This is a genomic window from Candidatus Bathyarchaeia archaeon (assembly GCA_038873195.1).
GTDB lineage: Archaea > Thermoproteota > Bathyarchaeia > Bathyarchaeales > Bathycorpusculaceae > DSLH01.
The window spans coordinates 261,269-276,219 of record JAVZEV010000001.1; the positions used below are offsets into that span (position 1 = coordinate 261,269).

The following is a 14,951-nucleotide window of genomic DNA, read 5'->3' on the forward strand; positions in this document are numbered from 1 at the left end:
AAAATGGAAATTTTGTTGTTTTTTTGTCTTTCTGCCCGTTTCAGCCTTACTGCTTAAGCAGTTTCTCTTCTGGCGGCGGTTTCTTTATTAATCCCTCTTTCATCAGCAACTTCACGGATTCTCTGGCATTTTGAATTATCGCAACTGCTCTTTCGTAGAGCTCTTGCTTGCTGGGTTTGACTCGTGCTACGCCTTGTTCAATGGATTTTAATGCGCATGCCACCGCTTCTCTTGGGAAAACTTCCCATTCTTCCATTCTTGGCAAAATGTCTTCTTCATGCATTCCCCGTTCTTCAGCGAACTTTGCAAGTTCTTGAGCAGCTGCAATACACATGTCATCTGTGACTGTTTTCGCCTTCACGTCCAAGACTCCTCGGAAGATGGCTGGAAAACCGAGGCTATTGTTGACTTGATTTGGAAAGTCGCTTCTGCCTGTGGCTACTATTCGTGCTCCTGCTTCTTTTGCTTCCCATGGCCATATTTCTGGTATTGGGTTTGCGCAAGCAAAAATTATTGCATCGTCAGCCATTGTTTTAACCCATTCGGGTTTTATTGTGCCGGGTCCTGGTTTTGATGCGGCTACCACTGCGTCTGCGTCTTTGAAGGCTTCGGCTATGTCGCCTTTTCTGCCTTCAGCGTTTGTTTTTTGGGAAAGCTCGTATTTCCATGGGTCTTCTTCTTTTGTTATGTCCTTTCTGCCTGGGTAGATTATGCCTTTGGTGTCGACTAGTAAGATGTTGCCTGGTTTGATTCCCCATCTTATTAGGACGTAGGCGGTTCTGAGGTTGGCTGAGCCAGCGCCCACGAGGGTTATGAGGCTTTCTTTTGGTTTTTTGCCTACTATTTTGAAGGCGTTCATTAAGCCAGCCAATATTACTGTGGCTGTGCCTTGCTGGTCGTCATGCCAAACGGGAATTTGCAGGCGTTCTCTAGCTTTTTCTAGAACGTAGAAACATTTCGGTTTCTCTATATCTTCCAGGTTTATGCCGCCAAAGGTTGGCTCGATGAGTTCGCATGCGCGGACTATCTCGTCTTGATCTTTAGTTTTTAGGCACACCGGGAAAGCGTCCACGCCGCCGAGATACTTGAATAGTAGAGCTTTGCCTTCCATTACTGGCATGGCTGCTTCTGGACCGATGTCGCCTAAGCCTAAAACGCGGGTGCCATCGGACACTACAGCCACGTAGTTCCAGCGGTTTGTAAGTTCGAATGATTTGTCCTTATCGGCTTGAATTTCTTTGCATGCTGCTGCTACGCCGGGCGTGTACCATATTGCGAAGTCATCTGGGCTTGCAACGGCGCATTTTGGCATGATTTGGACTTTTCCGCTGTAGAATTTGTGTAAGGGTGGAGCTAATTGGGAGGGTTTTTTGGCTTTAGCTAGCAGTTCTTCCACGGTTAGTTTTCTTCTTTCTTCTTTTGGTTTAGACATTTTATCATCCTCTTTGAATGAGATGTTGTTGTGTTTTAAAAACTGGTTTTAAAGGTTGCGGTTGATTTTATAATGAAGTATTACACGAATTGCGCATTTGCGCATGCCCTTTGAGTGTAGGCTGATTATTTTAGATAAGTATTTGTAGGTCATAAAACTTAACTTTAAACTTGTCATGCTTTTTAACATTCTCTAATTGAATAAATCATTGGGTGCACCTCGTGTCATCAGTTTACAAGATTACCTTGATACTGCTTACTGGTTTAATAGTGCTGTTTGCGTTTCAAGCATATTATCCTGCGTTTATTTACGTGTTTTCAAATAGTTTTCTCGCTATAATAGCCGGCGTAGCAGTTGTATGCTCGGGGTTTTCTCTGCAAAAATACTGGCACAAGGCTAAGGAGCAGTTTTCAATTGTTTGGCTTTTCTTCACGTTAGGATTATTCCTTTGGTTTGTTGGAGAAGCCATACGAGTTGGTTATACGCTTGTGTGGAACGTGGAGATGCCTTATCCGTCTCTGGCTGATGTTTTTTGGTTGGGTGGTTGCATACCGTTATTTATTGCGTTATACTTGTATGTTGAAATTTTCAAATCAGTACTTTCTCGTGGAATATTAACTGCTTCTATGACGGTTACTTTAGGCTTGGCTCTTTTCGTCTCCGTAAGCGTGATAACTCCAGTTGTTAGAACGGAAGATGCGGTTACAAGAATTGTGGGTTTTCTTTATCCCATATTGGACATGGCGTTGTTGTCTATGGCTTTTTTGGGTCTCTTAATTTTTCTTAAAGGAAGCCTTGGCAAATCGTGGGCGTTTATCTGTTCTGGCGTGCTCTTGAACGCGTGGGCTGACGTGCTTTTTAGCTACACAGAATTGCGAAGAACCTATTATGCGGGGCATCCGATAGAACTGCTCTATGCGGTGTCATATGTGTTCTTTTTACTGGCATTCTACATACACGTAAAGGAGCTTTAGGAGAAATAACCCTTGACTGAAGACTCCACTAATTTCAAACGCCTTCTGTTCGAAGCTGTCGATGAAGGCTTATTAGTGCTCGGAAAAAGCGGAAGAGATGCAGTTTATTTTCATCTGGAAAGTTTGTATTCGCTGAGGAAAGAAGATGTTCTTGAAAAACCTGACGTTTTTGTTGAAAGTTTAAGAAAGATTTTTGGGATGGGCGCTGGAGTAATCGAAAAAGCAATTTTGAAAAGTCTTTATGAGAAGCTTGGTTTGGATTACAAAGAAGATAAAAATTGGGATTTTGCAGCATACTTGAACGAGGCAAAAAACGCAGTTAGAAGGAATCCCACAGAGATTGTAGAAGTTTCCGGTACTAGTGGAATTCTCTCTTAATTAGCATATTCACAGTTTTCTTGCCTTCAACCCTAAAAGAACATGTTGTGTTCTTTGGAAGCCTATTTTCTCGTATACGCGCCTTGCTGGAATATTGTCCTCTGCGACCCAAAGAACAGCGTCTTTGCCTAAGTTGAGTATTTCTTTTACGATGGCGGAGACTACTGAAGTTGCGAGCCCTTTTCCTCTTGAAAACTCAACCGTGTATACACCTCTGATGAGCGCCATTGTGTCTAATATTTCTGAAGTAGTTGCGGTAGATGCTAACGTGCAGTTGTCGTATGCACCGTAGGCTATGCCTCTTTCTATGGCGTCTTTTATTCTGTTTGCCCATTCTTCTCCAAAATTCTTTGCTACTTCTTTAAGGTCTTCTATATCCAATTTTTTGACTTTATGCTGAATTGACGGCTTGAAAGTTTTTACGGTTGCTTTCATGATTAGATATGCGGTGATTTTGTCCTTGCTTGCTTTGTCAGTTGGCTTTATTGGTTCAAAGAGCTTTCTTACGATTGTGAGATGGTGAGGTTCTATAACGAATGTTGGTTCGCTTAAGGCAACATATTGTATGAGCTTGTCTATGCTTTCTACTGTTCCATGAGTGTGAATTATTCTCTTGTCAAATTCAAAAAGATAACCACGCACTTCATGATTTTCAGTGGCGGTCCAAATTTGAGTTTTGTTTCTATCGTATCTTAAGTCACAGATTGTGAAGACATGTCGAATCTCGTCTTTTTGAAGAAACCTTAAGAAATCTTCTCCGTTCGACTTTTCAAGTCTAGCTGTCTTCAATTCGGTTGACATCTCGTTTCAATGGAAACTAAACTCACACGTAATTGTTAAAAGAAGAAAACATTTGGGAAATTTTCTTTACGTTGCAGACAAAGCGTTTAGTATCGTCTTTGTCTGTAGCCGCCTCTCCTTTCTCGTCCGCCAAAGTCCCTTCTGCCGCGTCCTCTGAAGGGGCGTCTTGGTTGCTCATAGACTTTCGTTGACAGATTATTTTCTGTGTTAACTTCGCTTGCTAATGCTTCTTTTGCAACTTCCAACGTGCCGTATCTGCCAACGTTTAGTCGCATGTTACCTTTGAACAGTGTGATGTAGCCGTTTCCAACGGTTATTGTGTCGCCTTCGTTGATTTTTTCGATGTTATCGTCCCATAATGTCAAGTATACGCATCCTGTTTCGTCGCCCACTAACGCATCGCACACGCGGTGTGGCGCGCCGTCTCTGCCTGCTGCTATGTTTCTGATTTCGCTTTTGGAGACAACTTTTGCTGTGACGTTTACTGCTCTTGAGGCGGGAGTTAATTCGCCTACTTTCACGTCTACGGGTTGTTTAGGTCCTGAAAAACCTTCAACTGCCAAATTTTTTCAACACCTTATATTTTGACAAAACACATAACATTACATTGACTCTTAAGGCTTGCGGTTATGTTTTTTTCTGATGTTAAAGTATTGAGGCGTAATTATTAGGTTTTGTCGTGTGTTGGGATTCATAAGTTATAAGTTAAAGTATAGTCTCTTGATATTCACGATAGAAAATGAAAGCCACCGCAAACATCAACCGCCGAATTCGCATGCTCTTCCACACGTTAGGCTTAAGCTGCCTAGGCGGCGCAATATTCTTGCAAGTGCTGGTTTTCGCAGATATCGCAAACCGTGGATATTTTATGGCGGTGGAAAAGAATCCTGCAATCTTAACGTTCGAGATTATCCTAACAGCGTTTGCGCTTATCTACTTCATATACATATATCAACGTTTTATACGCTCAATAAGATGAACAAGTTTCAACTTAATTTTTGAAGCTTTTCTCTAGTTTCTGCAAGGCTACAAGGAAATGATGATAAACCTTAAATTGTCATCCATAAAACTCAATCATTAATTCCTTTGTTAGGTCGTGAAAAAATGAAAAAACTCAAACATTTAACAACAGTCATAATTATCTTGACTTTCGCACCGACATTTGCTCGTAGTTCAGCAGTGCAGTCGGCAACTGACTTGCAGATGTTTTTCTCAGAAGAGTATGTCGGTATTTCAATAATGATAAACGCGACGCAGAAAACTCTCCCAAGCGAAAATGTAACAGTTCACCTATGGGTCAAGTGCACATCTGCCAACGTTAAAATTGACTATTTAAACTTTACAGTTTATGGCTTCTTAAAGGGAGAAGAACAAATTCCGCTGAACACCACGAGTATACTAATGGATGAGTCTTTATCCTTTGATGAAACAAGAGAATACCATTATGACATTCTAATACCTCACGACATTTGGAGCGCAACTTTCGGCGAATTACGCCTCAGTTATGCAATCGCAGACGACTCTTACAAACGAAATGCAGGTTTTCCAATGACGATTGTTGAAAATACCTATCTAAGTGAGATTGAGCAACAACTTGCAAGTTTGAATGAGACTTATCAACAGTTAAGCAATAATTATACAAGCCTTCAGCAAGACTACGAGTCACTTAAAGGAAACTTAGGTCAGCTTGAGAGCACACGACAAGCAGTAATCGCTTTGGCGGTTGTCACCATTTTCTTTGTAGCCACAACCGTCTACTTGATTATGCGAAAGCCAAAACAGACGTGGTAGCTTCTTACTTCCTCATTTTATTTTTTGTGCAATTTTTGTGCAGCGATGAATGTTAAACCCTTTTTGGTTAGGGCCTTAGCCGTTCGGTTCACAGCATCGTGCTTGTCCAAATAGTTGCGAAGCAGTTTTGGCATCAACCCTTTTTCAAGAATATCCTTTTTTGGAATGAAATAGTCCAAAATGTCTGACGGGTGGTCTCTGGTCTTCTCGATTTCTGGGTCTCCGCCTTCATGTTTGGCACTGATGTTTTTGACGTGGTCTGCCAACTCCACTAACTCATTAAGTCGGTCGTATGGTTGCCTAACAATGCTCTTGTAGGCTTCGGTTATGTGGTGTTCGATGCGAACAATGTCCTCGAAATCGAAGGCTTTTCGAACATAAGCTGAAAGCTCAATTGTCTCGTTGTTGACAGAGTTTGAAAGGTTAAAACCAATAAGCGGTGTTGTGCCATCATTTCGACTCAGAAGCTTCGCAGTTAACAGAGTCCACAAAATCGAATAAGGATTATCGTTGCCTAAAAACACGGAAATCTTGAATTCAACGTCAACGCCAAGTTTGTGCAGCAAATACCCCAAAAGAACAGTACCCGAATTCGTGTTCAAAACTTGCTGCACACCATACTCAGTATAATAGTAAAGCAGTTCGTCAACCCACTTCAAAGCGTACTCATTTGGAGCGCCAACACCACCAAAATAACCCGTAATAGTTTCCGGTCCGCTCAAGTGAACATTTACTGGTTTGCCGTCTGGCCCTGGCATGGTTCCTTTTGTGTCAAGTGTTTCCACGAATGAAGCTCCTATGATTTGCATTGCCGCCATAGTTGCGAGCACGTCATCATCTTCCACTTGCTCTTTCATGTTACGAACGCGTATGTATCTGCCAGGCATGAGGTCTTGCTGTTTTATTGCGTATTTTGCCTCTTCAATCAGCCATGGGAAAAAGTTGAAAGCACTAATTTCTAAAGTCACCGCGAAAGAATCGTCAAACTTCGTTGAATCCACTTTCTTTCCCAAAATTTTTCTTCTATACTCGGGAATGCTTATGAAGGAGTTTTTATCTCGCTGCTTAATCAGCCATTCAAGGTCCTTAACAAAAGGCGACTTCTTTTTCTCCAGACGCCCCATTAGGTTTTCAAGCTTACGGGACTCCTTAGCCTTACGGTTAATCTCCTCCACACCGCCATATTTTTCAACAATCTTAAACAGACCATTCGTAAGGGGATTATCCTTTCTAAGTAAGAACTCGTTAATTTCTTTCAAATTTTCCTCGTTTATTCGCAATCTTTCCCGAATCTTATCCAAAATAGACACTTCCGAACAATCGTTAGTCTTCAGAGGCTCTCGTAATTTAAGCATTTTCACTAAAACTGAAAAATTGCGTATCTGTTGGCGGCGCAGGTGGTGGAGGTGGAGGCTCTTCTGGAGGAGGTGCAGGCGCCGAAGGTTCCTCGCCTATTGTTGGTGGTTTTTCAAGTGCTAGTTTTTCTGCTTTTTTCTTACGGTAAACGTGGACTGCAAGGTATATGAGTGCAGCTACTACGAGGATGAGTGCTGAGTATATGCCCGTTGTTAAAGCGTAAGTGAAGTAAGTAAAACGTACATTTGACGTGTTATACGTGAGAACTATATTATAAGAAAGCGTTTTTGTAGAACCCGATTCCACGTAATTAACCGTCCAATATTGCCTATCTTCCAACATGAGCCCAGTTTCACGGTCATATATTATCTCAAGCTTTCCATAATAATCAGCGGGTATTATACTTCCATAGAGTGTGACGTTTTGGGAACAGTTAAATTCCACGTCATGCGCCGCCAACGTGTTGAAGAACATCCCTCCATAACACCTCAAGCCAGAGTCAGCCAAAGTAACCGTCCCATTCAAAATGTTTAGCACATCTCCAGCTGTATGCTCCTCGCCAATCCACAAATCAAAGTATTCACCGTGAGGCGGAATTTCCGGCGTAGGCAAAAGTTCCTTTACAAAAATTGCTGAGCGGTTGATTAAGCTTACATAAAATGTCATTGAAGTTGAGACTATTCCCCCGGTCCTAATTGTTTCTGTAACTTCAATATATGTTGCATTAACAATGTTGCTAGTGCTCAGCACAAGTTGTCCTTGTGCAGAGCCATATCCTGGAATGTTTACAGTATAGGAATACTCGGCACGCAAAAACGGAAAGGGTACGCTTTGTCTTTCTATGACAAGTGCGTAGGGAAGAAGCGCCACTATGAGAATTTCTGAGAGAACAATGATGAATATGAAGATTTTACTGCGGGACATCTGGCGCCTATCTCATCGTAATTAAAACGTTACTTCTTACGTGCAGAAAAAGTTTACCCAAAAATTAGCTTCAATTAAAACTTAGCAAATCGCAATGGTATACGCTTCTTTTCAAAGCTTAAATGATATAAATGCATGGTTAACTAGTAGGTGACGATAAACCATGTTTAAACCCGAAGGAATCCTACCTGCTTTAGTCACACCATTCACGGATGATGGAACAGCGGTTGATGAAGAAAGACTGCGCGCTTTAGTTAACCACTGCATAGAATTAGGCGTTCATGGGGTCGTCCCATGCGGCACCACAGGCGAATTTGTCAACATGACAACAGAAGAGAAAAAACAAGTCATAAAAACCGTCGTCGACGAAGTCAACGGCAAGGTCAAAGTTGTTGCTGGAACAGGCGCAAGCGGAACAGACAAAGCTTTAGAAATGACAAAATACGCGAAAGATGTGGGCGCCGACGCTGTTTTAATCGTAACCCCTTTCTATTTGAAGCCTGCAGATCGTGGAATCTATGAACATTACGATACAATAGCAAGCAAAGCTGACATGCCAATAATTCTCTACAATATTCCACAATGCACAGGCTTACCGTTGCCTTGGCAAATGGTTGAAGACTTGGCTCAAATCCCAAACATAGTAGGCGTAAAAGACAGCAGCGGACAACTAAGCTTCATATTGGCAGTGCTGGAAAAAGTCAGAGACAAAATAAACGTCTTATGCGGACACGACGAAGTAGTTGTGGCAGCATTAGCCGCAGGATGCAGTGGAGCGATTCTTGCAAGCGCAAACGTGATACCTGACATTTGGGTGCAAGTCTACAATCACATTAGAAACGGCGAGTTGCAAAAAGCCCGCGAACTCCAATATAAAGTGCAGAAAATAGCCAGAATAATCGCTGGAAGCGGAGCAGTGGGTACAAAAGAAGCGTTAAACATGATGAAAATCAAAGTAGGACCAGTCCGAAAGCCATTAAGCGTAGGCGGCGAGTTAACCTACGAAGCAAGAGAAGAATTACGCTTAGATTTAGAAAAAATAGGAAAAATAAAGCCTAAAGCAGTAACGTTCGAAGTCGCCGAAAAACCAATAGAACAACGCTTCATGGCAGTAAACATAACGCCAGACGTAATAAAAGACTTCAAACTACGCGTCGGTGAAGCCTTAGCAGGAGGAGGCGCAGAAGTAGCCCACATAGACCTTATCATCGGAAAAAGCGACGGCCCAGTTGGCGAAGCTTTTGCAAAGGCTAAAGCAGCACCAACACCAGGACATGAGCCACTATTAGCCATTTTGGAGCCAAATCTCTCCGTGAAACCGGTGACGCTTATCGTTCCAACAGTTACCATTACAAGCATGCGTCAAGCGAGCATGGTTTACGGTCCAGCTCAAACAGCAGTTGCTAAGGCAGTGATTGACAGTGTCGCAGATGGAACTATTCCAAAAGAAGCAGTTGACGACTTGATTATCATCGCGAACGTGTTTGTGCATCCCACAGCCGTTGACAGACAAAGAGTTTACATAAACAATTACAAAGCCATGCGCCACGCAATCCGCAAAGCGATAGAAGGCAGACCCAACATTGACGAATTAATAGAGAACAAAGACCGCTCGAAACACCCATTCAAATACACACCATAGTGAATGAAAATTGACAAAACAGAAAATACGCGAAGGCGACTACATACTCCTCTACTTAAACCAACGAAAAACTTACATGATTAAAGTTGAAGCTGGCAAAACTTTCCACACGCACAAGGGCTTCATAAAATTTGACGACTTAATCGGCAAAGAATACGGCACGACAATTATCAGCAGTTTGGGCATTGAATTCATAGTGTTGAAGCCTCTTCTCCGCGATTTCATAATGAAGTCAGCTAGGCAAACACAGATAACCTATCCGAAAGACATTGCCTTAATAGTAATGTTCAGCGGGATAGGGCCTGGAAGCCGTGTCGTAGAAGCTGGAACTGGCACTGGTGCATTAACAACAGCCCTAGCGCATTATGTTAAGCCAGAAGGCAAAGTTTACAGCTACGAAATCCGCGAAGAATTCATAAAAACTGCAGAGAAAAACCTAACACGCGCTGGTTTAATCGACTTTGTGGAATTAAAAAACAAAGATGTAACCGCTGGCATAGACGAAAACGATGTAGACACTTTGATTCTTGATTTAGCCACTCCATGGCTTGTTATTCCCCATGCGTATAACGCACTGAAACCTTGTGGAACACTAGTCTCGTTCAGCCCAACAATTGACCAAGTAGTCAAAACCGCTGAAGCCTTAAAGGAAAATTACTTCGTAGACACAGAAACCATAGAATGCCTAATGCGGGGAATGCAGACTGAAAGGGGTAAAACAAGACCGCAAACTCTGATGACAGCGCACACGGGATACATAACATTCGCCAGAAAAATAATTCGCCATTTTGACACTTCAACAAAAGAATAAGCAATCACTTATCGCTAAATTTCTATTCACTTATTCTTATCTTAACACAGTGTCAAAAAAGAAAAAATAGGAGATTCTGTGGATTATGTCGCTTCTTTTTTAGTGGTTTGCTTTGAACCTTTCAACACGTTTTTCCACACTGGTATAATTCCTCTGTTAAACAGCAACACTATTCCAAGCGAAACAAAGCATAACGGCAAGACAACTATTAGCCCTTGAGCAATCCACAACATGCTTGCAGAAAGAATCTTGACGACAGGTTCTAACGAAGCGCCTACATTAACATCTGAAGGTTTCTTCTCTTTCAAGTTTATTGTAATTGATGAAAACTCTTCTTCTGGCGTAATGTCTGACGCGTTTACTGTTTCAACGCTGATGTTTATGTAAGTTACTGTTCCATTCGAGTCAATTATTGCTCTCGCGTTAAACGTGAAGGATGTCACATTCGCAGGAGGAATTTTGCAAAGCATCTGTCCACTCCACGCGTCGTTTTGGTAAGTCATGCGTAAGGATTTTACGTAGCCATCTTTTTCGTCAGCAAGAACAGTAAGCCTATCAACCGCGTCTTCAAACGCGCCTTTTTCTAGTTCGCCCTCTATGGTTTCTGTAATCACTTGATACTGTGTCTGCGATGTTGGAGAGACGCTCTGAATACTGCTTAAATCCTTCCCAGTGTTCGCACTGCGTAAGTACAATGACGCAGAATGCTGCTGTACTTGTCTCGTATTAAGATAAATAGTCAGAAGCAAAACAGACGTGCATAAGACTACTGCGGCAGCAATTTCCTTCTTTCTTATCAACATATTTAACACCAGAATAACATAATAGGCGCCTAATTGCTATAATGCTACGTTTCAGAACATTATTGTACTAAATCTAGTACGGTGGCCTAAACGTTGGGAGTTCGTGGTGAGGTGTTCTCCGCTTAAACAATATGTACACAATCAATGCTACTACAAAACTTATGACTAAGACTTCAACGTCTGCGTGAGAATATGTAGGCGTACTTGCACGTATGCCTTCCAGTGCTCTCAACGATTTGGAAAATAAATATGCTTCTGCATCTGTATGTGTCGGTGTTATCTTTGCAAACGTAATTAGCGGAACCAACGTCATTAACAGTCCAAGAACCACTGCGGTTATTATGTAAAGCAGCACTTTTCTCATTCAAGAGGCCTCCACAAACAGTAATACATTCATAAGTCTTTTAATTCTACATTTTAGAACAGCATGGTAAACGCTCATAACGGTCTAGCCCTCCACAACCGAACAGTCTCAACCCACAGAATCACAGTGGCGATTAAACCAAACATTACGGTGTAAAAACTGGGGGTTATCTGGCTTATCACACAGATGGCTAAATAAGCAGCAAGCATAGTAGAAAAAAAGACAGAATAAAAGAGATATCTAGGCACAAGAAAGCGACCCATACGTGTGAAGAAACGCAAAATTCCCACTTTCACCTCTTCTTCTAACACATATTCGCCTGTTCCTTTTTTGTTAACAAGCCCTAACTCTTGCAGTTTCTCAAGATGATGCACTGCTATGCTGGGACTAGAAAAGCCTAAAGCACGCTGAACCTCCCGAACGCCAACCATGTGGTTAGGCTGCTGCAGCAGATACCAGTAAACAAGAAGAGTTTTACCTTTCAATTCAGACTCCAAGAACGCCAAATTAAATTCATGTGGAGCCTTTGACATTAAGCATCGCCTATCAGCATTAATAAAATATGTATTTAAAAGCCTAATCAAGGCGCCCCTTGAGTGGTTCTGAATGCTGTACTAATGATTGGTATAAAATAGATTAAACGTATTTATCAATAGAATAATTGAGGAGTAGCATTAATTTAACCGATTCGCTCATTAAAATGATAGGAGAGAGGGGGTATGTTTAACAAAATATCTTCAGTTATTTTGTGCATATTATTATTCACCGGCATTTTTGTTATGGCGACAAATTTTCATTCAGTAATAGCATGGATTGGAACTGTTTACATTAGGGCAGATGGCGCTATAGAACCGGCTGATGCACCAATATTACGTGACGGAGATGTCTATATCCTAATTGGCAATATCACTAGCAATGCCGACGGAATTGTTATAGAAAGAGACGACATGAAGTTAGACGGGGCTGGTTGCATAGTTCAAGGAAACGGTGAAGTCCATAAAGCAGGAGTGCTCCTTGTTGCTAGACACAACGTAACAATAACAAACATGGAGATCACGAAATTCTATTATGGTATCCGACTTGACATTTGCCAAAACTGCAGCATCATTGGAAACAACCTACATCAAACAATGCTTTATGGCAAAGCTAACATTGACCTTGTTGATTCGTCCTACAACACTATAGTTGGAAACAACCTAACAGATAATTGGATAGGCATCGGACTTCATGCGTCAAACTATAATGTTATTCGCGAAAACAATGTAACAAAACACTCCGCGGGCATTTATTTACAGTCTTCTTATAACAATTCAATTCACCACAACAGCTTTTTATTCAATGATAACCAAGTCGATATTTACGACTCAGCAAATGCTTGGGACGATAATTACCCATCCGGCGGCAACTTGTGGAGTGATTATTGGGGCGTGGATTCGTACAGTGGTGTTTATCAAAACGAGACAAGAAGCGATGGAATAGGCGACACGCCACGCATAATAGACGAAAACAACATAGACCGCTATCCTTTGGTTTATCCTCGAGACCCATGCGAACAGCAAATAGTCTCTCTTGTTAACGGTTCAAGAGCCTACAACCACGATTTAGAGTTAGAGAACATGGCACTTGAACATTATGCCTTCCGTTCAGGCGGGTCTGCTGGTGCAAACGAAACTGTATACTGGATTAAAGAAAAATTCGAAAGCTTTGGATTAGAAGCATGGCTTGAACCTTTTGAATTTACAACTTGGGACGTGACGAGTAAGCCTTCTCTCGTGATTGATGATGATGGAAATCCAAATACAACTTATGACCAAACTGTTCTTAGTTCTTTTCAATGCGAACATTACAGTTGGCCAACTTCTCCAAATGGAGCCTTTGCTGATCTTGTGATTTTACCTCTGCCTGAGGCAGCAAGTTATTTTGAAATAGGTGTGAATCCAATTAACACAACCGCATGGAACGCTATAAACACCACAGGGAAGATAGTATTGATTGGAAGAGAAGTTCGTTGGAGTTCTAGTTGGCATAATACATACAGAAATAAGTTGACGGCGCAACCGCCAGCCGCAATCGTTCACACGTGGTGGTATGAATGGATGTCATTCACACCTCCCATGTACAGTTCTGCCGGCGGACGCCCGATAAGCTCCTTTGGAGACTATTATTGGGATTTGGGCATTCCTGTAGGTTCTGTAAACTATGAAGATGGCTTATGGATTCGAAATAGAGAAAGTGGCATAGATGTCTCTGCGAACGTTTCCATCAATTCAGTTATTGGTATGGGCACTCATTATAATGTTGTTGGAAGAATTAAAGGCTACATAGACCCGGATAAAATGATAATTATTTCCGGTCACTATGACACTGTTATGTGTGCGGGCTTCTGTGATAACGGTGCGGGAACTGCGGGGGTAATAGAGCTTGCAAAAGTTTTTGCTGATGCTGTTGCAAGCGGCGTCTATAAACCCGCATATACTCTTCTGTTTGTAGCTTTTGCAAGTGAGGAGCTTTATCTGGTAGGCTCGATAAACTATGTGAAACAGCACAAAAGCGACATGGCAAATATTAAGGCAGTTATTAATTTGGATTGCATAGGTAGTGATGAGTTTCGAGTTACCGAAACTGAGCCGGTGAACGGTTTTGATTTGGACCAAGTTGTGTTGGAAGCTGCTTTGGAACTTGGTGTATCTGGTGAATTGGAATCGCCGGGTGGTTCCGATCAGGAGACCTTTAGAAACCCATTGTGGGCCAACAGCATTTATTATCAATATTGGGGTTTAGATGCAAACATTTCTGATGCGACACCAATTCCGTCCAGTGTCTTGCTGATTTCATTTCCTCTTCTCTATAATGACGCTTGGTACATGGGCAGCCCCGGCTGGATTCACACAGAATATGACAATTCAACTTCAACGTTGACACTAAACTGGGTTGAAGCTGTGGATCTTGAAAAGCACATTCAAATAGCCGCGCTTACAACAGTACGTATTTCACCTAATGTTCCTCCATTGCCTCGTAACATCGCCTTAACAAGCGTTAAACCTAGTAAAACTGTTTCTGGGCAATCCTTCTTGATGCAAATTAAAGTAACGATAGAGAATCAAGGAGGATACATAGAATATGTAAATGTCACAGCGTATGCAAACGCTACAGTTATCGCGACACTCGTGAATATTGTTGTCGCTAATGGAACCTCAGTTACAGTTGCTATCACATGGAACACTACAGAATTTGAAAAAGGCAATTACACCATACGGGCTTACGCTTGGCCTTTTCCAGACGAAACCTCCACAACAGACAATAACTGCACATTCAATGGCTTTGTTTTAATAACGCTTCCTGGCGATGTTGATGGTGATTTTAAAGTGAAGATGGATGATATAGTGCTTATTGTTGGTGCTTTCGGGTCAACGCTTAGAGCAGACGGATGGTACTGGCACACGCCACCCTGCATACTATGTCCCCATAATCCAAACTACGACGTAGACGGAAACAGCAAAGTAGACATGGGCGACATAATTATTGCATGTGATAACTTCGGAAAAACTTATCTATGATATCTCGCGCGATTGTGAAATTCAATTGAATGCCGTCCGAGTAACTCTGAGATTTCATCCGCTTATATTGTCAAGCTAATGCCTTCTCATCATCCGGCAACAAAAATATTAGGAGGGC

Annotated in this window: 15 protein-coding genes; 7 read left to right on the top strand and 8 right to left on the bottom strand. The window is 41.9% G+C overall.

The genetic code is table 11. From position 1 onward, the window contains the following. Nucleotides 1-46 precede the first annotated feature (46 nt). The gene (locus QXW63_01430) at nucleotides 47-1,432 is read right to left on the bottom strand and encodes an NADP-dependent malic enzyme (GenBank protein ID MEM3460560.1); all 1,386 of its coding nucleotides are present in this window, start codon (nucleotides 1,430-1,432) and stop codon (nucleotides 47-49) included. A 221-nt stretch (nucleotides 1,433-1,653) separates the two neighbouring features. On the opposite strand from QXW63_01430, the gene QXW63_01435 reads away from it, so the two are divergent. Both QXW63_01435 and QXW63_01440 read left to right on the top strand, forming a co-directional pair. Continuing rightward, a complete protein-coding gene (locus QXW63_01435; protein MEM3460561.1) occupies nucleotides 1,654-2,406 on the top strand; it encodes a hypothetical protein in 753 nt (250 codons plus the stop codon). A 12-nt stretch (nucleotides 2,407-2,418) separates the two neighbouring features. Beyond that, nucleotides 2,419-2,784 carry a hypothetical protein gene (locus QXW63_01440; GenBank protein MEM3460562.1) on the top strand — a complete coding sequence of 122 codons (366 nt, stop codon included), beginning with the start codon at nucleotides 2,419-2,421 and terminating at the stop codon, nucleotides 2,782-2,784. 9 nt (nucleotides 2,785-2,793) lie between these two features. On the opposite strand, the gene QXW63_01445 is transcribed toward QXW63_01440, so the two are convergent. Both QXW63_01445 and QXW63_01450 read right to left on the bottom strand, forming a co-directional pair. Next, on the bottom strand, nucleotides 2,794-3,573 hold the full coding sequence (locus QXW63_01445) for a GNAT family N-acetyltransferase (GenBank protein ID MEM3460563.1): 780 nt from the start codon (nucleotides 3,571-3,573) through the stop codon (nucleotides 2,794-2,796). Between the two features lie 98 nt (nucleotides 3,574-3,671). Continuing rightward, nucleotides 3,672-4,148 carry a hypothetical protein gene (locus QXW63_01450; GenBank protein ID MEM3460564.1) on the bottom strand — a complete coding sequence of 159 codons (477 nt, stop codon included), beginning with the start codon at nucleotides 4,146-4,148 and terminating at the stop codon, nucleotides 3,672-3,674. Nucleotides 4,149-4,324: 176 nt separating this feature from the next. Between QXW63_01450 and QXW63_01455 the strand changes: the two genes are divergently transcribed. Continuing rightward, the gene (locus QXW63_01455; protein ID MEM3460565.1) at nucleotides 4,325-4,564 is read left to right on the top strand and encodes a hypothetical protein; all 240 of its coding nucleotides are present in this window, start codon (nucleotides 4,325-4,327) and stop codon (nucleotides 4,562-4,564) included. Between the two features lie 125 nt (nucleotides 4,565-4,689). Continuing rightward, entirely contained in the window at nucleotides 4,690-5,376 is a 687-nt protein-coding gene (locus QXW63_01460) for a hypothetical protein (GenBank protein ID MEM3460566.1), read from the top strand. Between the two features lie 17 nt (nucleotides 5,377-5,393). Here the strand turns inward: QXW63_01460 and QXW63_01465 are convergent, their stop codons facing one another. Further along, nucleotides 5,394-6,686: a hypothetical protein gene (locus tag QXW63_01465; GenBank protein MEM3460567.1), complete on the bottom strand. Its 1,293-nt coding sequence runs from the start codon at nucleotides 6,684-6,686 to the stop codon at nucleotides 5,394-5,396. A gap of 37 nt (nucleotides 6,687-6,723) precedes the next feature. Continuing rightward, complete coding sequence (locus QXW63_01470) at nucleotides 6,724-7,656, bottom strand: hypothetical protein (GenBank protein ID MEM3460568.1); 933 nt, start codon at nucleotides 7,654-7,656, stop codon at nucleotides 6,724-6,726. A 163-nt stretch (nucleotides 7,657-7,819) separates the two neighbouring features. Between QXW63_01470 and dapA the strand changes: the two genes are divergently transcribed. Both dapA and QXW63_01480 read left to right on the top strand, forming a co-directional pair. Beyond that, nucleotides 7,820-9,298, top strand: a complete 1,479-nt coding sequence (gene dapA / locus QXW63_01475) for a 4-hydroxy-tetrahydrodipicolinate synthase (GenBank protein MEM3460569.1) — start codon at nucleotides 7,820-7,822, stop codon at nucleotides 9,296-9,298. Between the two features lie 10 nt (nucleotides 9,299-9,308). Further along, entirely contained in the window at nucleotides 9,309-10,109 is an 801-nt protein-coding gene (locus QXW63_01480) for a tRNA (adenine-N1)-methyltransferase (protein MEM3460570.1), read from the top strand. A gap of 83 nt (nucleotides 10,110-10,192) precedes the next feature. Here the strand turns inward: QXW63_01480 and QXW63_01485 are convergent, their stop codons facing one another. The 3 genes from QXW63_01485 to QXW63_01495 all read right to left on the bottom strand — a co-directional run bounded on the left by QXW63_01485 (nucleotide 10,193) and on the right by QXW63_01495 (nucleotide 11,809). Further along, a complete protein-coding gene (locus tag QXW63_01485; GenBank protein MEM3460571.1) occupies nucleotides 10,193-10,912 on the bottom strand; it encodes a hypothetical protein in 720 nt (239 codons plus the stop codon). Between the two features lie 73 nt (nucleotides 10,913-10,985). Next, the gene (locus QXW63_01490) at nucleotides 10,986-11,276 is read right to left on the bottom strand and encodes a hypothetical protein (protein ID MEM3460572.1); all 291 of its coding nucleotides are present in this window, start codon (nucleotides 11,274-11,276) and stop codon (nucleotides 10,986-10,988) included. A gap of 74 nt (nucleotides 11,277-11,350) precedes the next feature. Next, nucleotides 11,351-11,809 (bottom strand): hypothetical protein, encoded by a 459-nt coding sequence (locus QXW63_01495; GenBank protein MEM3460573.1) that lies wholly within the window; start codon nucleotides 11,807-11,809, stop codon nucleotides 11,351-11,353. A gap of 186 nt (nucleotides 11,810-11,995) precedes the next feature. On the opposite strand from QXW63_01495, the gene QXW63_01500 reads away from it, so the two are divergent. Then, the gene (locus QXW63_01500) at nucleotides 11,996-14,833 is read left to right on the top strand and encodes a M28 family peptidase (GenBank protein ID MEM3460574.1); all 2,838 of its coding nucleotides are present in this window, start codon (nucleotides 11,996-11,998) and stop codon (nucleotides 14,831-14,833) included. Nucleotides 14,834-14,951 lie beyond the last annotated feature (118 nt).

What these genes read in the sequence shown, in the direction of transcription:
- QXW63_01430 (MEM3460560.1), bottom strand. Translation starts at nt 1,432, where the DNA reads ATGTCTAAACCAAAAGAAGAAAGAAGAAAACTAACCGTGGAAGAACTG.
- QXW63_01455 (MEM3460565.1), top strand. Translation starts at nt 4,325, where the DNA reads ATGAAAGCCACCGCAAACATCAACCGCCGAATTCGCATGCTCTTCCAC.
- QXW63_01460 (MEM3460566.1), top strand. Translation starts at nt 4,690, where the DNA reads ATGAAAAAACTCAAACATTTAACAACAGTCATAATTATCTTGACTTTC.
- QXW63_01470 (MEM3460568.1), bottom strand. Translation starts at nt 7,656, where the DNA reads ATGTCCCGCAGTAAAATCTTCATATTCATCATTGTTCTCTCAGAAATT.
- dapA (MEM3460569.1), top strand. Translation starts at nt 7,820, where the DNA reads ATGTTTAAACCCGAAGGAATCCTACCTGCTTTAGTCACACCATTCACG.
- QXW63_01485 (MEM3460571.1), bottom strand. Translation starts at nt 10,912, where the DNA reads ATGTTGATAAGAAAGAAGGAAATTGCTGCCGCAGTAGTCTTATGCACG.
- QXW63_01490 (MEM3460572.1), bottom strand. Translation starts at nt 11,276, where the DNA reads ATGAGAAAAGTGCTGCTTTACATAATAACCGCAGTGGTTCTTGGACTG.
- QXW63_01495 (MEM3460573.1), bottom strand. Translation starts at nt 11,809, where the DNA reads ATGTCAAAGGCTCCACATGAATTTAATTTGGCGTTCTTGGAGTCTGAA.
- QXW63_01500 (MEM3460574.1), top strand. Translation starts at nt 11,996, where the DNA reads ATGTTTAACAAAATATCTTCAGTTATTTTGTGCATATTATTATTCACC.